We start from the raw sequence: 19,546 nt of genomic DNA, 5'->3' as shown, positions 1-19,546 counted from the left end.
CCAACTCCTACAGCTCAGCGCTTCGGGCGAAACAGTTCGAAGACATCGCCGGCGTCGGCATAATCCATGTAGCCGAGCCGACCGACCGGACGCGCCTTCGCCATGTCGAAGCGACCGTCTCGCAAGGCTTCCTCGCGGATGTGGATGCCGACCACCTGCCCGATGACCACATGGTTTTCGGCGGGCTCGCCGGACAAGGTCTTCGGCCGGAACATCTCCGTCATCCGGCATTCGAGCGCAGCATAGGCCTCGCCGACGAACGGCGCCTGGACGAGGTTTCCATCGACCGGCGTCAGGCCGGCGGCGGCGAACTCGCTTTCCCCGTGCGGCAACGGGGCCGAGGAGCGGTTCATCGGGTCGATGAGGTCGCGGCTGACGAAGCTTGCGGTGAAGACGCCGGTCTCCTCGATATTGCGGACCGAGTCCTTCCAGCCGGAGGACGAGAACATCACCATCTTCGGCTTATCGCAGATGGCGTTGAAGAAGGAGTAGGGCGCGAGATTGAGGCTGCCGTCCTCTGCCCGCGTGCCGATCCAGCCGATCGGCCGCGGCGAGACAATGGCCTTGAACGGATCGTGCGGCAGGCCGTGGGCGTTGGTTTCGGTGGGATAAAACATCATAGAGCCCTTACGCGTCGCTGCCGACCCAGGTGACGATGTCGGAGAGTGCCGGACGCGGACGCTCCGTCGGCGGCACCTGCGGCGAGCCGACATGGATGAAGCCGGCAACCTTCTCATTGTCCCGAATGCCGAGAACCGGAAAGGCGCGCTGATCGAATGCGAACCACTCGCTCAGCCAGTTCGAGCAATAGCCGAGCGCATTGGCAGCCATCAACAGGTTGAGGCAGACGGCGCCGGCCGACATGATCTGTTCCCACTCTGGCACCTTGGCATGCGGCGCGGCCGTGCTGACGACGGCGACGACGACCGGCGCGCGGGTCAATCGCGTGTTTTCGACCTTGATCATCTCCTCGGAAAGATCCGGTTTCGCCTCCAGCGCCAAGCGGGCAAGATCCGCACTGATACGGCCACGTTCTTCGCCGCGATAAACGATGAAGCGCCACGGCGCGAGCTTGCCGTGATCGGGAACGCGCGAGGCGAGCGTCAGCATCTCCTCGATCTCCGCCTGCCCAGGTCCGGGTTCGCACATCTGAAAGGCGGGGATGGAGCGGCGCGTTGCGAGGTAGTCCTTGAGGCCGGGAGCCGTCGTCATGTCGGTCACTTTCACGGAAGCGGTCCTGCGACGGAGGCCGTCGCATGCCGGAATATCGTCTGCTGCCGACGTTATCCGCCGGCCGGAATGGCTTGGCACGAAGGCCCGAGCGTGGCGCCGCCTACCGATATGCACAACGGAAGTGCTTTAACCTTGCGCAACCCTGTACCGGTCCTGCACATTATGCAGTAGGTTGCCGCAGATGATGTCCATTGCCGGCAGCCACGAATTCGCCATACCGGCGTCTCAAGTGGAGCTACCTCGTCAGGAAGTCAACCGTATCATGCGTTACCCGGCTCTTCTTACCTGCCTGCCCTCGGCCCCTCGTCCGGGCCTTGCCCTTGCTGCCATGATTGTTTTCGGCGCGGCTGGTGGCATGGCTGGCAGCGCATGGGCGCAGGACGTGCAGGACGATCCCTTCAAGAGCTTCCCCTCGATCTCCGCTCAGCCAAAGATGCCCAAGCTAAACAGTTTCAGCCCGGTTATTCCGAGCGAAGCCGCGCACGGACCGACCACCCGCGACGTGCGGCTGGAGGCACTGCTGAAGGACAAGGGCGGCGCCGTGGAGCAGGGACTGACGTGGCGCGTGTTCAGCCCCATCCCCGGGTCCGACGGAAAGCTGCCGCTGGTGGCGACGTCGCAGGGCGGCTCGGCCGCATTCCAACTGGTGCCGGGCGAGTATTTCGTCAACGTCGCCTTCGGGCGCGCCGGCGCCACACGCAAGATTCGCGTTGCGGAAACCGGCAGCTTCGAGCGACAGGTGCTGGTGCTCGACGCAGGCGGCGTCACGCTCAACGCCGTCTCCGGCGCGGACGTGCGTATCCCGCAGGGCGAGCTTTCCTTCTCGATCTTCTCTTCCGATGTGAAGGAGGACGGCGAGCGGGCGCTGGTGGTGGCGGATGTGAAGCCCAGCACCGTCGTGCGGCTGAACACCGGCACCTATCACGTCGTGTCGAATTACGGGTCCGTGAACGCGGTTATCCGCGCCGATATCCAGGTGGAAGCGGGCAAGCTGACCGAAGCGACGATCCAGCACCGGGCGGCAAAACTGACCTTGAAACTGGTCGCTGAACCGGGCGGTGAGGCGATCGCCGACACAGCCTGGTCAATCCTAACGGCATCCGGCGACGTGGTCAGCGAAAGCGTCGGCGCCTTTCCGACGCTGGTGCTCGCCGAAGGCGACTACAGCGCCGTGGCGCGCAACAATGAGAAAATCTACCAGCGCGACTTCACCGTGACGGCGGGCGTGAATGCCGATGTCGAGGTGCTGCTATCAAACACGGCGGCGCAACCGGGCGCCCAGTCCGCAGCCGTCGCACCGGGCAACGCTCAGGACTGAGTGGCGTACGTCGCCCGCGACCTACCCCATTTTCCCCGCAACCTCCCCCACGCGCTATCTGATGTGAAAAGCCGGACCTCCCGGCCCGGCTTTTCCTTCATCTCATTATCTGTTCGAGCACTCAGACCGCTGCTGCGGCGCGTGCTTTCCTCGCTTCGGCTTTGCGGCGAAGGTCTGGCGGTGTCGCTTCTTCCACGAGGCTTGCGATCGCTTCATCGAGCGTCATCGGCGTCTGAGCCTGCGAGCCCAGACGGCGGATGTTGACCGTGCGTTCTTCCGCTTCCCGCTTCCCGCAGACGATGATGACGGGCACCTTGGTGACGGAGTGTTCGCGGACCTTGTAGTTGATCTTCTCATTGCGGAAGTCGGTCTCGACCGTGAGACCTGCCTCGCGCAGGAGTTCGGCCACTTCCTCGCCGTAGGCATCGGCCTCGGAGGTGATGGTGGCGACGACGATCTGCAGCGGCGAGACCCAGAGCGGCATGTGGCCGGCGAAGTTCTCGATGAGAATGCCGAGGAACCGCTCCATCGAACCACAGATGGCGCGGTGGATCATGACGGGCTTCGTCTTCTCCGAGTTGCTGTCGATGTAGAAGGCACCGAAGCGCTCTGGCAGGTTGAAGTCGACCTGCGTCGTGCCGCACTGCCATTCGCGGCCGATGGCGTCCTTGAGCGTATATTCGAACTTCGGGCCGTAAAAAGCGCCCTCGCCCGGCAGGATGCCGGTCTTGATGCGGCCTTCCGACTGCGCCTCGATGGTCTTCAGCACCTCCATCATCACGCTCTCGGCGCGATCCCAGAGTTCGTCGGAACCAACGCGCTTTTCCGGGCGTGTGGAAAGCTTGACCACGACCTCGTCGAAGCCGAAATCCTCATAGACCGAGAGGATGAGGTCATTGATGCGCAGGCATTCGGCAGCCATCTGCTCGTCGGTGCAGAACACATGCGCATCGTCCTGCGTAAAGCCGCGCACGCGCATCAATCCATGCAGGGCGCCGGACGGTTCGTAGCGGTGAACATTGCCAAATTCCGCAAGCCGGATGGGCAGTTCGCGGTAAGACTTCAGGCCGTGCTTGAAGATCTGCACATGGCCCGGGCAGTTCATTGGCTTCAGCGCGAAGACGCGATCGTCATCCGTATCGTCGCCCGCGACCGTCACCTTGAACATGTTGTCGCGGTACCAGCCCCAGTGACCGGACGTTTCCCACAGCGACTTGTCCAGAACCTGCGGTGCGTTGACCTCCTGATAGGTGCCGGCGAGGCGACGACGCATGTAGGCGACGAGCGTCTGGAAGATGCGCCAGCCCTTGCCATGCCAGAAGACAACGCCCGGTCCCTCTTCCTGGAAATGGAACAGATCCATTTCGCGGCCGAGCTTGCGGTGATCGCGCTTTTCGGCTTCTGCCAAAACATTCAGATAGCGGTCGAGGTCTTCCTGGGTATGCCAGGCCGTGCCGTAGATGCGGGTCAGCATCGGGTTGTTGCTGTCGCCGCGCCAGTAAGCGCCGGCGACCTTCATCAGCTTGAAGGCCGTGCCAATCTGGCCCGTGGATGCCATATGCGGCCCGCGGCAGAGATCGAACCAGTCGCCCTGATAGTAGATCTTGAGGTCCTGTCCCTCGGCGATCGCATCGACCAGTTCGACCTTGTATGCCTCACCCTTATCGGCAAACACTTGACGGGCTTTGTCGCGCGGCCAGACTTCCTTGGTGAAAGGCTTGTTGCGCTGAATGATCTCCTTCATCCGCTTTTCGATCTTCGGCAGATCGTCGGGCGTGAAGGGCTCGGCCTTGGCGAAGTCGTAATAAAAACCGTTCTCGATGACAGGTCCGATCGTCACCTGCGTGCCGGGCCAAAGCTCCTGCACGGCTTCCGCCATGACGTGGGCGGCATCGTGACGGATCAGTTCCAGCGCGCGCGGGTCTTCGCGGGTGACGATCTCGAGGCGGCCGTTTTCGACCGGATCGGACAGATCGCGCAACGTACCGTCGAGCGCGATGGCGACGGCCTTCTTGGCAAGCGATTTGGAAATCGACTCAGCGACCTCCCGGCCGGTCGTGCCGGGCGCAAATTCGCGAATGGAGCCATCGGGGAATGTGAGGGCAACGGACATGCTGTTTCTCCTATCCAGTCCCGCCAACGAATGCGGGTGGGTATGCAATGAATGGGACCGCTTGCGGCCGGTATGCGGGTGCAAGCGGTTCTTCTCTACGAACGCGCGCGGTATAAAGGCATTTGCCGAAAGTGGAAAGAGGCTGGGATTGCCGCAGACCTCAGGATCGGCGGCGCCAGGGTGCCAGCCACCGAAGTTTGCCGACAAGCTGTGGCGGCACCGGATCGAGCCCCCCCTTGCCGCCGGGGCCGCAACGGGCGATCCGGTAGAGCGTCATCCAGCTGCCGGGCCAGAGGCCGTGGCGGGCAATCGCCTCATAGCCGTACTCCGAACAGGTCGGGATATGGCGGCAGCCGTTGCCGATGAAGCTCGACAGGGTTAGCTGATAGAGGCGGATCAGAGCCATGCCGGCAAGGCGTCCCGGCGTGCGTGGGAACGGACCCCGCCAGTTGCGGCCGCGATAGGGGCCTCGTTGCCCGGCATCATGCCGGCAGTCGGCTTTGCCGTCGCACATGGTCAGGCGGTCGCCTTATCCATTTCGGACGTCTCGGATCGGGCGGCTTCCACCTGGCCGATGGCGTCCACGACCGCGTCGAAGGTCAGCATGGTCGATGCGTGCCGGGCCTTGTAGTCTTTGACGGGTCGCAGAATGCGCATGTCGGCGAACCGTCCGTCCGGCCCCTCGCCGTCTGCCTTCAGCATGGCGAGCATCGCGTCGCGCGCCGCCCGCACCTCCTCCACGCTGGCGCCGACGATGTTGCGCGCCATAATCGATGACGAGGCCTGGCCCAGCGCACAGGCTTTGACATCGTGGGCGAAATCCGTGATGTGCCCATCGACCATCCGGATGGTCACCTTGACCTTGGAACCGCACAGTTTGGAATGCGCGGAGGCCTCCGCGTCGGCGGGATCGAGCCGTCCGCTGCGAGGAATGTTTCCGGCAAATTCGAGAATGCGGCTGTTGTAAATGTCATCCATGATACGGCCATCCCGCTGGCAGGTCCGTCCGCAGGTCGAACGGGCGCAATCGATATGATTTCGCGTGGATATAAGAAGCAGGCGGAGGATTTTCTCCACCATAGCGGAAAAAAGAACCAGGGCGTCGCGTCCGGCTCTTTTACACACCTTGGCTTATATTATATGGTAGCGACGGAAAAGGCGACAGGGCAGAGCCGCTGCTGTCGCCTGTTGTTTGGGGAACCGTGCCGAACGGGAGAGAGCTTTGACCTCTCTTTCTGCAAAGCCCCGGAGCCCGCCAACGGCAGCCGAAGCTTGGCAACAGGCGACCGGTGAGTGGCGAGTTGTCCGTAAAGATCAACGTCAAGCTACGCGCCACGCAGCAGAGGCCATCATGGATGCCATCGTGAAGAATTTTCCGTCGCAAACGGACGTGGACGGTCGGCCGTCGCAGGAGGAAGCCGAGGACGCCGTTCGCGTTCTCCTGCGTTGGGCCGGCGACGATCCGCAGCGCGAAGGCCTGCTCGACACGCCGAAGCGCGTGGTGAAAGCCTATAAGGAACTCTTCTCCGGCTACGATCTCGCTGCCGAGGACGTGCTCGGCCGCACCTTTGAGGAAGTCGCCGGCTTCGATGATATCGTGCTGGTGAAGGACATCCCCTTCCATTCGCATTGCGAGCATCACATGCTGCCGGTCGTCGGTCACGCGCATGTCGCCTACCTGCCGGAAGGTCGCGTTCTCGGCCTCTCAAAAATCGCCCGCGTCGTCGATATCTTCGGTCGCCGGCTGCAGACGCAGGAAACCATGACGGCGCAGATCGCCAGTGCGATCAACGAAACACTGCGCCCGCGTGGCGTCGCCGTGATGATCGAGGCCGAGCACATGTGCATGGCCATGCGCGGTGTGCTGAAACAGGGTTCGACCACACTGACGACCACGTTCACGGGGGCCTTTAAGACGGATGCAGCGGAGCAGGCACGCTTCCTGTCGATGGTGCGCGGGTTTCGCTGATTCAGCATAGACGCAGAGTGGAGACAGGGCCGGCAACGCACTGCGTGCCGGCCGTCTTCATGTTTGGTCGCATCCTTGTCGAGCGCCATTGTCGCGCTCGCTGGCAGGCTGTAAAATCCTCGAATGACGCGCATCCGCACAGCGCGCTTGTTCGATTCAGCCGGAGTTTCCGTCATGCCTCTCGTTTTTGCCCAGCCGTCGTCCGATCATAACAAGGTTGAAGAAGGGCTCGCCTTTACGCCCCGGTTCGATTCGCACGGGCTGATGACGGCTGTCGTGACGGATGCGGAAGACGGGATGCTGCTGATGGTGGCGCACATGAACGCGGAAGCGCTGGCGCTCACCGTCGAGACCGGCATTGCGCATTACTATAGCCGCTCCCGCAAGACGCTGTGGAAGAAGGGCGAAACGTCGGGTAATCTTCAGACGGTGGTCGAACTGAGGACGGACTGTGATCAGGATGCCGTGTGGCTGAGGGTCAAGGTCGCAGGCCACGATGCGACGTGCCACACCGGACGGCGCTCGTGCTTCTACCGCTCCGTTGATATTGCCGATGGTGCGGTGACGCTCACCGTCCGCGACGATATCAGGCACTTCGATCCCGATACAATCTACGACAAGAAATGAGCATCTGCTTTTATTTAAGACAGTTCTTGCGGCTTTAAACGAAGTTTCAACGCAGTTGGCGCTGTAATGAATCAGGATAGGTCAATGTCTTCGGTTAGGCTGGGCCGTTTTGGTGGACAGGTGCCCCATGCTGAACTGGACATTCTCTCGACATGGAACGGGTGCGGAAAATCCGGCACCGCATGACGGTATGGGCAGCGCGCCTGTCCGCCACAAGCAGGAAGGAACCGGCCAGGCCTTGACCGTCGCTCCGGAAAAAACACGGATCGCGCTTGCGCTGGGCGGTGGCGCTGCCCGCGGGTGGGCGCATATCGGCGTGCTGCGCGCGCTGGACGAGGAAGGTATTCCCGTCGGCATGATCGCGGGTACCTCCATCGGCGCCCTCGTCGGCGGCTGCTATCTCGCGGGCAAGCTGGATGAGCTGGAGGCCTTCGCCCGATCTCTGACGATGCGGCGCATCGCCGGCCTGCTGGACCTAGCCATAGGCGGCGGCGGGTTGTTCGGCGGGCTGCGGCTGACCAGGCGGATGCAGGAGCATCTGGACGATGTGCTGATCGAAAATCTCGGGCGCCCTTTCGTCGCCATCGCCACCGACATCAAGTCCGGACACGAAGTCTGGCTCACTGAAGGGTCGCTGATCACAGCCTTGCGGGCATCCTACGCTTTGCCCGGCATTTTCGAGCCGATCCGCTGCAACGGCCGCATGCTGGTCGATGGCGCACTGGTCAATCCGGTTCCGGTGTCGGTGTGCCGCGCCTACGAGCAGCCGCTCGTGGTGGCCGTCAATCTGCAGTATGATCTTTATGGTCGTTCGGCGGTCATCAAGCTGCGGGCCGGCGATCCCGTCGCGCATCCCGAACCCCAGCAGACGGCGACGCCCGTCGCGCGCCTTGGCATGACCAGCGTCATGGTCCAGGCCTTCAACGTCATCCAGGATCGCATCTCGCGCGCGAAGCTCGCCGGCGATCCGCCGGACCTGTCGCTGCATCCGAAGCTGAGCGATATCGGACTGTCGGAATTCCACCGTGCCGGCGAGGCTATCGATCGCGGCTATGTCGAGACCAAGAACCGCCTGACCGAACTCAAGCGCCTGCAGGAGACCGTGCTGCGCTGATCGCGTGCCACGGCCTCCCCTTTCTCCAGTCAGCCGGCGATGTAGGCCTTGATCTCGCGAGTCTCATGCTCGATCGCGCGGATATGGCTGCGAACCGCATCCCCGATCGAGACGATGCCGACGAGGCGGCCGTTACGGGCGACAGGCAAGTGGCGGGCGCGGCGACTGTTCATGATCTCCATTACAGCCTCGATCTCCATCTCCTCTTCGCAGGTGTGGACATCCCGGCACATGACCTCTGCCACGGTCCGGTCAAGGCATTCGGCGCCATACCGCGCGACGGCGGCGACCACGTCGCGCTCTGCCAGCAGACCCGTAATCGCTTGCGCATCATCGAGCACCACGATGGCCCCGATCCGGTTTTCGGCAAGAAGCGCGACGGCTTCCCGCACCGCCATGTCCGGTGCGATGGTCACGACCTTGCGGCCCTTCTCGTCCAGTATCCTCTTCACCGTCATTCGAAACCTCCCGTTTCCGACGCGCCTGAGACAGTTTGACGCATATGGAGAATACTCCATCCGTCGTGAAAACGGAAACGCGGGCGACCGAAATTCAGGTCGGGCTTTCAGTCCTGCTGCTCGCGCTCGTTATATCCGGTCGGTGGGTCGATCAGACCGAAGAACAGGAAGCCGAAGAGGAAGCCACCGATATGCGCTTCCCAGGCAATGCCGGCACCACCATCCAGAGTGAACAAGCCAAGCCCGATGAGAAGGTTCGTGGCAAACCAGACGCCTGCAAAGAAGAGGACTGATCGATTGGACAGAGCCTCCCTTATGCTGAGGCGCGGGTTGCGATGAGCGAACTGGCGGCTGATGCGGCCGCTTGGCGAGAAGACGAAACGAGCGGCCGCCCCCATCAGGCCGGCGACGACGCCGGAAGCGCCGATGACGACCGTCATGTCGCCCCAGTGAAGCGCGAGGTGCAGCCCGACAGCCGCGATGGCGGAAAGACACCAAAAAATCGCCAGTCTGCCGGCGCCAATCCGGCGAACGACCGGCGCGCCGAAAGCGAGCATCCAGAAGGCGTTGAAGATGAGGTGTTCCCAGGATCCGTGCAGGAAGGAATAGGTGATCGGCGTCCAGAGCCATGCAAGCCCCTGCTCCGTGAGCGCATGATCGTAACGGGCGGGCAGGAAGGCGAAGTTGAAGATCAGCTCGTCATCGATCTCGACCGAGAGAAGATACATGCGCACAGCATGGATGACAACGAGAACCGTCAGTATCCAGGCGAGGCTCGATGGCAGGTTGAAGGCTGGCTCTCGAGCCGCTGTTTCAAGCGCGGGTGGTGCCGAATCATATCCGGCTTCGCTCGCACGGTCAGCCGCCTCGCGGGCCTGCCCGTCCGGAGCGCTCTTATCTTTCAGGTGCGGCTGCGGCGTGTCTCCTCCCGCGATTGCGCGTCCGTCACTCGTGTGAACTCCGGGATGTCGCGGCGTGCCGGGCGGTGGCACGTTGTCTTGGTCGGTCATGGCAATATGCTTTCGATCGTCGGATGCGAGCGGCGGTTATCTCCTGCCCGGCTGCGGCTGGCAAGCACTGCTCTCTCGCGTGGACACGCCCGTGCGGAAGACGACCTTTCCCGAGGCAATGGGTCTCTCGGCCAACTCCCGCACCGCCCCTCGCTTGACCGCTTCGTTATCCTTAACAGCCCTGTGGCACGGGACTTGCGAGGCTACAGCTGCAGAGCGCCAATACGTCCCCCATCGCTCCGATTCGGGACGGTTGTGCACCAAAGCGGGACGATCCATATGAAGACGCGCACATCCGCCGACATTTTCCGGTACTGGCAAAGCCTTCGCAACAACGGCCGCATTCCGTGCCGCGATCAGCTCGATCCCGGCGCGATCCGCCACGCCCTGCCGGATGTCTTCATCCTCGAGGACGCCGAGGCTACGCATGGCCGCGTCAATTCTCCCCGATTCCGTCTGGCGGGTACGCGCCTCTGCTCCCTGTTCGTGCGCGAACTGCGCGGCGCACGGCTCGACAGCCTCTGGTCTGCCTCTGATATGGAAGAGCTGTCCGCCGTCACGCGTCGGGTCATGATCGCAGGTGAACCCGCCGTGATCACCGCATCCGGCACAACGACGCAGGGCGAGCAACTGAATATGGAACTTGTCCTTCTGCCGCTCCGGTCACGCGATGGCCGGACCGACCGGATCTTCGGCTCGCTGACCCCCCTCTCGCGACCGGTCTGGATCGGCGCTCGCCCTCTGCCTTTCCTCTCGCTCGATCACATCAACTATCCGGATCGGAACGCGCCCGTGGCCGAGGTCGCGGCACGTGCAACGGTGGCGCGCAGCTTCGCGTCACAGACGCGCGATTCGGCGCTTCGGCAAGTGATCGCCCGGGTCATGCACCTCTCGGTTATGGACGGCGGCAAGGGTCGATAAGGTTGCATTCGAAGACTCTATTAACCCGTGTCTAGTATTCGTTATGACGCAAGGTCCATGGGCGCGTCGCGATGTTCAATTTCAATCAATCTCAAGCCGCGACGTCAAAGCCGCATGATGAAGGCGCGTTTCAGCGCGTCACCGTGAACCTCAGCGGCCGCCTGATGCTGGCCAGTCACGATGAATATGATTGTGTTGCTACGGAAATGTCGCCCGGCGACGTTTTCCTCGCCACCACCGCGCGTCCGCGGATCGGCGAACGCGTGATCGCCTATGTCGATCACGTTGGCCGCATCGAAGGTCTGGTATCACGGCTGGCCGACGGCTTCTTCACGGTCCGCATCAACGCGACCGAGCGCAAGCGCGACAAGCTTGCGGCCCAGCTCACCTGGATTGCCAACAAGCACGAACTCGGTCTGCCGGAAGACCGACGCCACGACCGACTGGCGCCGCGCAAGACCCATACGGATATCACACTCGAAGACGGCACGCGTTACGCCTGCCGCATCATCGACCTTTCGCTTTCCGGTGCCGCCGTCGATACGGAATTCCGTTTCGAACTCGGCACGCCCATGCTGCTCGGCAACATGCGCGGACGCATCGTGCGTCACTTCCAGGAAGGCGTCGCCATCGAGTTCCTGGGCGTCCAGTCCCGCGATACGCTGCGCGAATTTCTCTAAAACTCTCTTATCGACATCCGACGGATATCATCCGTCTTTGTATCGCGCGCGTTCGAACCACGCGCTGTGCGACCGGGACCGCCTGTCGACCGATAGGGATCTGACGCGCCTTTGCGGGTATATCTCATCGGTGCGGACGATGCGTCCGTGAAAAGGCAGAAAATGGCCTTTCCAGTTTATCCTAACCAGATCATGAACAAAAACGCGGCCTGTTTCCCATGACTGGACGTGAGCTTTCTTTAGAAAGTACGCACTTCCGTAGCACGGCCTCGGACGGACGGCGGACATAGGCCCTTCGGCATTTACCATTTTCCATCATCGTATCAGTGACTTACCTAAATGCCGCAGGCTCCCGCTTACCTGGATGGATCAAATTTTCGAAAAAATCGCTTCAAATACCGCTCAAATACAGATCAAATTTTCTGCGTATTTTATATTTAGTTGATCTGTATTTGTACTTTGTTTTACTTCGCATTTTTGGCTGAGGTCAAAATGTCCATGTCATTCTGTGCCTGTAACGGGGACACAGACAATGACAAAAACAAAAAGCTTCAAGGCAGGCATCTTCGGCGCACTCGGATTTCTCGCCTTGGCGACCTCCGCATTCGCATTCCCAGCCAACATGGAGACCGAGGGTCCGACCAACCCGCCTGTCGGCCATTATGAATTCTGCCGCACGGCACCGGACGAATGCCGTGCCAATCCGACCAAGGCCGCGCCGCTGGCGCTGACGCGCGAGACCTGGAAGACCATTCTCGAGGTCAATTACGACGTGAACGAACAGATCACTCCGATGACGGACAAGGAAATCTACGGTGTCGAAGAGCACTGGGCCTACCCGGATACCGTCGGCGACTGCGAGGATTATGTTCTTCTGAAGCGTCGCGAACTGATGCAGGCGGGCATCGCGCCGGGCAACCTCCTGATCACCGTCGTGCTCCAGCCGAATGGCGATGGCCATGCCGTGCTGACCGTGCGCACGGACCGTGGCGACTTCATTCTCGACAACATGCGCAGCAAGGTGCTGATCTGGTCGGATACCGAGTACACCTACCTGAAGCGCCAGGCGGTGGACAATGCCGGCCGGTGGGTGAAGCTTCAGGACGGCCGCGCCGTCGCTGTCGGCAGCGTCCAGACCCAGTAGGACCTCGACCACGCTTACTTCTACGACCCTGAGTTTGGGTCTGCATGGTGATCCCCGTCACCCGCGGCCCTCTCGGCCGGCTCCGCTGTCCCCGGAGCCGGCCTTTTTCATGCCCGGTCTCCTTTCATGCCCGGTCTGCTTTCATGTCCGGTCTGCGGCGCATCGGATTTACGTAAAATTAACCTTCTTGCCCCAGCCTGATCCGGTATCGATTTGTGGTTCGTTCATCCGTGCCCATCGATCCTGTGTCGACATGACACAGGCGCGCGCCGCGCCGGGAGGGATGCTGGGACGATCGGATGACCACTTCATCAGAGCTCGCTGCACCATCCGGAGTATCCGGCTCTGCCCTCGGGAATCCGGGCTCGCGCCTTCTCCTGCGCGCCGGCCTGATGCTCGGTCTGCTTGCTTGCCTCACGGTGGCGATCTGCGTCGGTGGGGAGCGCATCGGCACGACGCTTGCGCTCGGCGGCAACACCACCACTACGGACGACCACAATATCGTGATCGGAACGGATCACTTGCGCCTGCCATCCAATCACATCCGCTTTGCCGAGCAACGCCAGACAGGCGCTGCCGAGCGTGTCGACATCTATGCGACGTGGCCGGAGATGCAGGGCTATAGCGACGCGACGCGGAGCCGTTTCAACGATGTCACACGCACGGACGGCCTGATCTTCCTGCAGATCTCCCAGAGCACCATGTCGCGCGATATGTCGGGCCGGATCGGGCCGATCTACAGCCATCTGTTCGAGGGAAACCCGTCTGCAGGGCCTGCGGGGCTGACGGCGCACCGCATGAAGGCCGGATCAGGCTACGGCGCGGAAATCTTCTTTACCGGACCTTCCGGCGCTCCGGGTACGTCTGGAGATTACGGTGTTCGCTGCATCCTGCCGGAACGTGCGGAGCTTGCGACCAGCGCGGACTGCCAGCGCGACGTTCACGCCGGCCAGGACCTTGTTGTGCTTTACCGGTTCTCCAGCCAATTGCTGCCACAATGGCGCGCCATCGACGAGGCCGTTCTCCGTTTCGTCGAGGCGAAGCTGGTTCGCTGACGGTCATCGGCGCAGCATCGCAGCATCTGTGCCGATTTCGAAACCAATCCTTCATCATAAACCGATTGGTAACGCTGTGAGGATAATGTCTGGGGAACGGTCGTCCGTAGGGGGGCGATGCCCGGACGACAATTTTTGATCTGAGAATGAAGAGAAGCGTAGTGTCCATGCCAACATTGAACGGTTCCACCGAGCGTCAGCCGACCCCATTCTTCAAAGCGGCTTCACGTATGATCGTTGCCTCCGTCGTGGCGGTCTGTGTTTTCGCAGCACCCGCCCTGGCTGCCAATTACGCCGGCATCGTCGTCGATGCGAAGACCGGCAAGGTGCTCTACAGCGAGGATGCCGATAGCCTGCGCTATCCTGCTTCGCTGACGAAGATGATGACCCTCTACCTCACCTTCGAAGCGCTGGAAGCCGGTAAGGTCCGCAAGGACACGCCTGTTCCCTTCTCCAAGAAGGCCTCCGCCGAACCACCGTCCAAGCTCGGCGTGCGCGCCGGCCAGACGATCACTGTCGAGCAGGCCATCCAGGCGCTGGTCACGCGCTCCGCCAACGACGCTGCCACGGCACTCGGCGAGCTTCTCGGCGGCTCGGAAGACCGCTTCGCCCGGATCATGACCAGCAAGGCCCGGGCGCTCGGCATGACGCGCACCACCTATGGCAATGCCAACGGCCTGCCCAACGACCGACAGATGACGACGGCCCGCGACCAGGCACGCCTCGGCATGGCACTTCGCCAGCATTTTCCACAGTATTACAGCTATTTCTCGACCCGCAGCTTCCGCTTCGGCAAGCAGGTCATCGGCAATCACAATCGGCTTCTCGGCAATGTCCGCGGCGTCGACGGCATCAAGACGGGTTATACCCGTGCCGCCGGCTTCAACCTCGTAACCTCGGCCCAGGCCGATGGCCGCAGCATCGTCGGCGTCGTGCTCGGCGGCAAATCGGGCGGTGCCCGCGACGCCCAGATGCGGGCTCTCGTTGCCAAGTACATGCCGGCAGCCTCGCGCAGCGGCAGCGGCAATCTCGTTGCGGAGACGCAGGATGCGCCGACCCTTTCGGAAACCGAACAGCGCGCCGTCTCGACGGCAGCTGTCACCGGCGGCAGCTTTAACCTGCCCAACAGCGGTCCTCTGCCTGGCGCACGCTACAGCGAAGAAACGACCCGTAGCGTCGAAGTCGCCTACGCCGCCGAACCCAAGGTCAGCGCCAACCCGGTTCTCGCCGCCAAGCCGAACACGCTGGAAGCCCAGAGCCAGAAGCTCGCCTCCCTCGGCACCAACGCCCCGATCGACCGTCAGGTCACCAATTCCGTTGCCAAAAAGGTCTCCGAGCCCGTCACCGAAGACGAGGTCGTTGCACCGTCTTCCGGCTGGATCATCCAGATCGGCGCAACACCGGACAAGGGCCAGGCCGTGACCCTTCTCGGCAATGCCAAGGAAAAGGGCGGCAAGGCACTGTCTGCCGCAAAGCCCTTCACCGTCGCCGTCTCCAGCGGCAGCAGCCAGCTTTACCGCGCTCGCTTCGGCGGCTTCTCCAGCCAGGACAAGGCCATCAATGCCTGCTCCGCCCTGAAGAAGAAAGGCTTCGCCTGCTGGGCTGCCGCTCAGTAAACCTATCGCTCAAGGGCAGGCCGGCGTTGACGCCGACCTTCCCCGTCTTTCGAGCACCGGCACGTCCCAGTTTTGCCGGTCTCCTCCTCGGATTTGTTTTGCGTAAACGGGGTCAGTCATGTCGATGAATGAGAATGGCTCGGGAGCACCTCTGGTTCCCGACAACAAGGTCCGCCGCGCGCCGCGCCGGGGACTTCATCCGCTCCACGAGGCGGCGATGCGGATTGCAGAACTCGGGGCCAAGCCCCGATCGAAAACCAAGGATCTGGTGGGAATGCTTCTTACCCATGGCGCCCGGGCCTGGCGCTCGACGCAGCCGGATGTTTCGATCCACCTCCACGTCACGGCGCCCTCCTCACGCCGCCCGGTAAGACTTCGGATCAAGTAGCATCCGGTCAGAAGCCAACAAGAAACGCCCGCCGCGTGGTTTCCGCCGGCGGGCGTTTTCGTTCAGGTGATGTTGTTCAGAGAAGGCCGAGTTCGGTCAGTTCGCGGCGCAGCTCGCTCGGCATATCTGCCGTCTCGGAAGCGAGATCGCGCGGCGCGTCGGCTTCGGTCAGGTAGCGCCAGCCCTGAAAGGGACGCCTTGGCTGGAAATCCGTATCGATGACCTCAGGCCCGAGGATGAGATTGCAGCGCCCGATGCCTTCGCCGTCCGTGAAGGTGGTGATGTCGAGCAGGCGCTGGCGGGCCTGCACCTGGCCCTTGATAACCCAATAGAGGGAGCCGCCGTCCAGCAGTTCCTCCATCCGCTTCGGCACCATGCGGGTGGTGTGGAAGGAGTGCGGCGCGTGGCCGGCGGACATCGCGTTCAGCGCCCGGTGGGCGACCCATTCGCGCAGATCGTCGATCGACGTCGCGCCGACGCAAAGCTTGAGAAGATGCAAGGCCATGATGCCGCGTTCAACACCCTTGGCGCCGCCCCGTCAAGAGGCGTGCGTCCTCAGCACTCGACCACGTTGACCGCGAGACCGCCGGTCGAGGTCTCCTTGTACTTGTCGTGCATATCGACGCCGGTCTGGCGCATGGTTTCGATGCAGGCATCCAGCGGCACGAAATGGCTGCCGTCGCCTTTCAGGGCGAGCGACGCCGCTGTCACCGCCTTGACGGCACCGAGCGCGTTGCGCTCGATGCAGGGCACCTGCACCAGCCCTCCGACCGGATCGCAGGTCATTCCCAGATGATGCTCCAGCGCAATTTCGGCCGCGTTTTCGATCTGCTCCGGTGTCGCGCCCATGACGGCGGCAAGGCCAGCGGCAGCCATGGCCGAGGCGGAGCCCACCTCCCCCTGACAGCCGACTTCGGCACCCGAGATCGAGGCGTTGAACTTGATGATGCCACCGATAGCGGCAGCCGTCAGGAGATAGTCGCGAATGCCGTGATCATCCGCATCCTCGTGAAAATGCAGGTAGTAACGAATGGTCGCTGGCACGACGCCGGCCGCGCCGTTGGTGGGCGAGGTCACCACCCGGCCACCGGCCGCATTCTCTTCGTTGACGGCCATGGCGTAGACGCTCAGCCAATCGTTGGCCAGCAGCGGATTGACCTTGTTGGAGCGCCACTCCTGCTCCAGCTTGTCATGGATCATTCCCGCGCGGCGGCGAACCTTCAGCCCGCCCGGCAAAATACCTTCCTGCGCGAGCCCTCGCTCGATACAGCTCTTCATCGCGGCCCAGATCCGGTCGAGGCCCGCATCCAGCTCCTCGCGCGACATGGAACATTCCTCGTTCGCGCGCTTCATCTGCGCGATCGAGAGACCCGACCGCGCCGCCATCTCCAGCATCTGCTTCGCATTGGCGAAGGGATAGGGCACCTTGACGCCGCCCGGCTTGGTCTTGGAAGCGCGGATGGCTTCGAGTTCCGTGTCCGTCACGACGAAGCCGCCGCCGATGGAATAGTATATCCGCTTCAGCAGCAGGCGACCGTCCTTGTCGAAAGCCGAGAAGGACATGCCGTTGGCATGGCCGGGAAGCGGCACTTTCTTGTCGAAGACCAGATCGATCCTCGGCTGGAACCGGTAGGTCGGATGACCCGGCGGCGTGATCTCTCCCGTCCGCTCGACGGCGTCGATGATCGCGTCCATGCGGTCGGGATCCACCCTGTCGGGACGCTCGCCCATCAAACCCAGGACGACCGCCCTGCCCGAACCGTGGCCGATACCGGTATAGGCGAGCGAGCCGTGCAGGCTTGCGGTGATGGAGGCCACAGCGGCACCGGCCGGACGTGGCCAGTCCGGGGACAGGATCAGCTCCAGAAAGCGGTTGGCCGCTGACATCGGCCCCATTGTGTGGGAGCTCGACGGTCCGATGCCGATCTTGAAGACGTCGAAAACCGAAAGAAACATCGAAACCCCGATCTGCGCCGGATCTGCGCATTCCTCATGGCCGACCATAGGCCATTGCCGGCCTCTTCGGGCGGTGATCGACCGACATCCGGTGAGGCGCGCGCGACATGCAGATCCGCCCTGCTTTGCAGCATATTGCTTTTTCGGGCGAGCATGCCACAAGAGCCGCATGGTTCTGGTCGATTATATCGCGCTTATCGTGTTCGCGGCTCTATGGGGCGGCTATGTCTGGGTGACGGACCGACGCACCGTCTTCGGCCGGACGAGCCTGTCGCGGCTGATGATCGAACGCCGGCGCCGCTGGATCCTCAATTCGCTCAATCGCGACCTGAAGATGATCGACACCCAGATCATCGCCGGCCTGCAAGCCGGCACCGCCTTCTTCGCATCCACCTGCATCTTCGCGCTCGGCGGCTGCTTCGCCCTGCTCGGCCGGGCGATGGAGGCGCAGGCAATCTTCAACGACCTTCCCTATGTCTTCCAGGGTGGCCGCACGGCCTTCGAGCTTAAGGTCGGCGGTCTCACCTGCATCTTCGGCTATGCCTTCTTCAAGTTCGGTTGGTCCTACCGGCTGTTCAACTATTGCTCGATCCTGATCGGCGGCATTCCCATGCTGTCGGAAACGAAGATGGACCGGGCGTTTGCGGAACGCGCGGCCGAGCGGGCAATCCGGATGAACGTGGTGGCCGCCAAGCACTTCAATGCGGGACTGCGCAGCATTTTCCTGTCCATCGGTTATCTCGGCTGGTTTGTCAGCCCTTACATCCTGATGGGCGCCACCTGCGTCGTCATCGTCGTCCTTTTCCGCCGCCAGTTCTTTTCCGAGGCGCGGGAGGCGCTGCTGGAGCCCTGATGTTATAGGGTAAAATCCACACGTCTTTTCCCCGACTTTCGAGAATGCTCCATGTCGCAGACCTCGCCCAAAACCTCCTCGTTGCCACCGGCAGAAACGCGTCCCGCGCGCCGTCGTCTCGGCTGGCTGGATGTCGTTCGCGGCATCGCTATTCTCGCCATGGCGAGCTATCATTTCTCTTGGGATCTGGAATATTTCGGCTATCTTGCGCCGGGAACCGTCGGCACCGGGCTGTTCAAGTATTATGCGCGGGGCATTGCCAGCAGCTTCCTGCTGCTTGCCGGCTTCAGCCTCGTGCTCGGCCATTTCCCCCGCTTTCGGGGCCGACCGTTCCTGATCCGCTTTGGAAAGATTATCGCTGCCGCCGCCGTGATCAGCATCGCCACGTGGTTCGCCTTTCCCTCAGGCTTCATCTTCTTCGGAATACTTCATTCGATCGCCGCAGCCAGCCTCATCGGTCTCCTGTTTCTCCGCCTCCCGGTCGCGGTCACGCTCGTGGCGGCCGTCGCCGCATTCGTCGCGCCGCTCTACCTCCGCTCGGCTTTCTTCGATACGCCGGCGCTCTGGTGGGTCGGGCTATCGGAAACGCTGCCACGGTCGAACGATTACGTCCCGCTCCTCCCCTGGCTTGCCCCGTTCCTGACCGGCATCGCACTCGGCCGCATCGCGCTCGCCTCGAAATGGCTCGACCGGGCTGCACCTCCAGAAGGTCAGCCCAACAGACTCGCACACGGCCTTGCCTTCGCCGGCCGGCACAGCCTACCGATCTACCTCATCCATCAACCGCTGCTGTTCTCGCTGGTCGCCCTCGTCGCCATGGTCTATCCGGCACCCCGGCCCGATCCGCGACCGGCCTTCCAGTCCAGCTGTATGGCAACCTGCACCGGCGATCAGACGCAGGCTTTCTGCACGCGCTTCTGCGGCTGCACGCTCGACAGGCTGGTGGAACAGAACCTGCTCGACCCACTGGACCGGGGTCTGATCGATGGGCGCACGGATGCGCGGGTCGCCGACATTGCGGGGCAATGCACGATGAAGGCCCAGGAATAGCATCGCAAACGAAAACGCCGCGACAGACGTCTGTCGCGGCG

The 19,546-nt window shown here is 62.4% G+C and carries 21 protein-coding genes; 12 read left to right on the top strand and 9 right to left on the bottom strand.

Features of this window, described 5'->3' with window-relative positions:
- Positions 1–14: 14 nt before the first annotated feature.
- Entirely contained in the window at positions 15–617 is a 603-nt protein-coding gene (locus GA0004734_RS10400; protein WP_092936159.1) for a flavin reductase family protein, read from the bottom strand.
- A gap of 10 nt (positions 618–627) precedes the next feature.
- Positions 628–1,212: a nitroreductase family protein gene (locus tag GA0004734_RS10395; protein ID WP_092933480.1), complete on the bottom strand. Its 585-nt coding sequence runs from the start codon at positions 1,210–1,212 to the stop codon at positions 628–630.
- Between the two features lie 349 nt (positions 1,213–1,561).
- On the opposite strand from GA0004734_RS10395, the gene GA0004734_RS10390 reads away from it, so the two are divergent.
- Positions 1,562–2,551: a hypothetical protein gene (locus GA0004734_RS10390; protein ID WP_092936157.1), complete on the top strand. Its 990-nt coding sequence runs from the start codon at positions 1,562–1,564 to the stop codon at positions 2,549–2,551.
- A 121-nt stretch (positions 2,552–2,672) separates the two neighbouring features.
- On the opposite strand, the gene thrS is transcribed toward GA0004734_RS10390, so the two are convergent.
- The 3 genes from thrS to GA0004734_RS10375 form a co-directional block, all read right to left on the bottom strand.
- A complete protein-coding gene (thrS, locus tag GA0004734_RS10385; RefSeq protein ID WP_092933478.1) occupies positions 2,673–4,664 on the bottom strand; it encodes a threonine--tRNA ligase in 1,992 nt (663 codons plus the stop codon).
- Positions 4,665–4,824: 160 nt separating this feature from the next.
- Positions 4,825–5,178 carry a membrane protein insertion efficiency factor YidD gene (gene yidD, locus GA0004734_RS10380; RefSeq protein ID WP_092933476.1) on the bottom strand — a complete coding sequence of 118 codons (354 nt, stop codon included), beginning with the start codon at positions 5,176–5,178 and terminating at the stop codon, positions 4,825–4,827.
- 2 nt (positions 5,179–5,180) lie between these two features.
- Entirely contained in the window at positions 5,181–5,645 is a 465-nt protein-coding gene (locus tag GA0004734_RS10375) for an iron-sulfur cluster assembly scaffold protein (RefSeq protein WP_092936155.1), read from the bottom strand.
- A 370-nt stretch (positions 5,646–6,015) separates the two neighbouring features.
- On the opposite strand from GA0004734_RS10375, the gene folE reads away from it, so the two are divergent.
- The 3 genes from folE (at position 6,016) to GA0004734_RS10360 (ending at position 8,374) form a co-directional block, all read left to right on the top strand.
- Positions 6,016–6,633, top strand: a complete 618-nt coding sequence (gene folE / locus GA0004734_RS10370) for a GTP cyclohydrolase I FolE (RefSeq protein ID WP_092933474.1) — start codon at positions 6,016–6,018, stop codon at positions 6,631–6,633.
- A 174-nt stretch (positions 6,634–6,807) separates the two neighbouring features.
- On the top strand, positions 6,808–7,260 hold the full coding sequence (gene hisI, locus GA0004734_RS10365; RefSeq protein WP_092936153.1) for a phosphoribosyl-AMP cyclohydrolase: 453 nt from the start codon (positions 6,808–6,810) through the stop codon (positions 7,258–7,260).
- Between the two features lie 127 nt (positions 7,261–7,387).
- The gene (locus GA0004734_RS10360) at positions 7,388–8,374 is read left to right on the top strand and encodes a patatin-like phospholipase family protein (protein WP_175386308.1); all 987 of its coding nucleotides are present in this window, start codon (positions 7,388–7,390) and stop codon (positions 8,372–8,374) included.
- Positions 8,375–8,403: 29 nt separating this feature from the next.
- Here GA0004734_RS10360 and GA0004734_RS10355 read toward each other — a convergent pair whose 3' ends face one another.
- Both GA0004734_RS10355 and GA0004734_RS10350 read right to left on the bottom strand, forming a co-directional pair.
- Positions 8,404–8,832 carry a CBS domain-containing protein gene (locus GA0004734_RS10355; RefSeq protein ID WP_092933470.1) on the bottom strand — a complete coding sequence of 143 codons (429 nt, stop codon included), beginning with the start codon at positions 8,830–8,832 and terminating at the stop codon, positions 8,404–8,406.
- 107 nt (positions 8,833–8,939) lie between these two features.
- Entirely contained in the window at positions 8,940–9,842 is a 903-nt protein-coding gene (locus tag GA0004734_RS10350) for a rhomboid family intramembrane serine protease (RefSeq protein WP_092933468.1), read from the bottom strand.
- A 279-nt stretch (positions 9,843–10,121) separates the two neighbouring features.
- Between GA0004734_RS10350 and GA0004734_RS25945 the strand changes: the two genes are divergently transcribed.
- From GA0004734_RS25945 to GA0004734_RS10320, 6 genes are all read left to right on the top strand, one after another.
- A complete protein-coding gene (locus GA0004734_RS25945; protein ID WP_175386306.1) occupies positions 10,122–10,763 on the top strand; it encodes a PAS domain-containing protein in 642 nt (213 codons plus the stop codon).
- 71 nt (positions 10,764–10,834) lie between these two features.
- A complete protein-coding gene (locus GA0004734_RS10340; protein ID WP_092933466.1) occupies positions 10,835–11,443 on the top strand; it encodes a PilZ domain-containing protein in 609 nt (202 codons plus the stop codon).
- A gap of 532 nt (positions 11,444–11,975) precedes the next feature.
- Positions 11,976–12,587, top strand: coding sequence for a transglutaminase-like cysteine peptidase (locus tag GA0004734_RS10335; protein WP_092933464.1), 612 nt, complete (start codon positions 11,976–11,978; stop codon positions 12,585–12,587).
- A 299-nt stretch (positions 12,588–12,886) separates the two neighbouring features.
- Complete coding sequence (locus GA0004734_RS10330) at positions 12,887–13,642, top strand: hypothetical protein (protein WP_245292389.1); 756 nt, start codon at positions 12,887–12,889, stop codon at positions 13,640–13,642.
- 167 nt (positions 13,643–13,809) lie between these two features.
- A complete protein-coding gene (locus tag GA0004734_RS10325) occupies positions 13,810–15,258 on the top strand; it encodes a D-alanyl-D-alanine carboxypeptidase (RefSeq protein ID WP_092933460.1) in 1,449 nt (482 codons plus the stop codon).
- A gap of 118 nt (positions 15,259–15,376) precedes the next feature.
- Positions 15,377–15,646, top strand: a complete 270-nt coding sequence (locus GA0004734_RS10320; protein ID WP_092933458.1) for a hypothetical protein — start codon at positions 15,377–15,379, stop codon at positions 15,644–15,646.
- Between the two features lie 76 nt (positions 15,647–15,722).
- On the opposite strand, the gene GA0004734_RS10315 is transcribed toward GA0004734_RS10320, so the two are convergent.
- Complete coding sequence (locus tag GA0004734_RS10315; protein WP_092933456.1) at positions 15,723–16,151, bottom strand: DUF1489 family protein; 429 nt, start codon at positions 16,149–16,151, stop codon at positions 15,723–15,725.
- A 50-nt stretch (positions 16,152–16,201) separates the two neighbouring features.
- Positions 16,202–17,602 carry an L-serine ammonia-lyase gene (locus GA0004734_RS10310; RefSeq protein WP_092936149.1) on the bottom strand — a complete coding sequence of 467 codons (1,401 nt, stop codon included), beginning with the start codon at positions 17,600–17,602 and terminating at the stop codon, positions 16,202–16,204.
- Between the two features lie 169 nt (positions 17,603–17,771).
- On the opposite strand from GA0004734_RS10310, the gene GA0004734_RS10305 reads away from it, so the two are divergent.
- Positions 17,772–18,455 (top strand): DUF599 domain-containing protein, encoded by a 684-nt coding sequence (locus tag GA0004734_RS10305; protein ID WP_092933454.1) that lies wholly within the window; start codon positions 17,772–17,774, stop codon positions 18,453–18,455.
- A gap of 51 nt (positions 18,456–18,506) precedes the next feature.
- On the top strand, positions 18,507–19,505 hold the full coding sequence (locus GA0004734_RS10300) for a heparan-alpha-glucosaminide N-acetyltransferase (protein WP_092933452.1): 999 nt from the start codon (positions 18,507–18,509) through the stop codon (positions 19,503–19,505).
- Positions 19,506–19,546 lie beyond the last annotated feature (41 nt).

It is taken from the genome of Rhizobium sp. 9140, from assembly GCF_900067135.1.
Lineage (GTDB): Bacteria > Pseudomonadota > Alphaproteobacteria > Rhizobiales > Rhizobiaceae > Ferranicluibacter.
The sequence above is the reverse complement of the archived record's forward strand: the minus strand, read 5'-3'. Positions and strand labels throughout refer to the sequence as shown.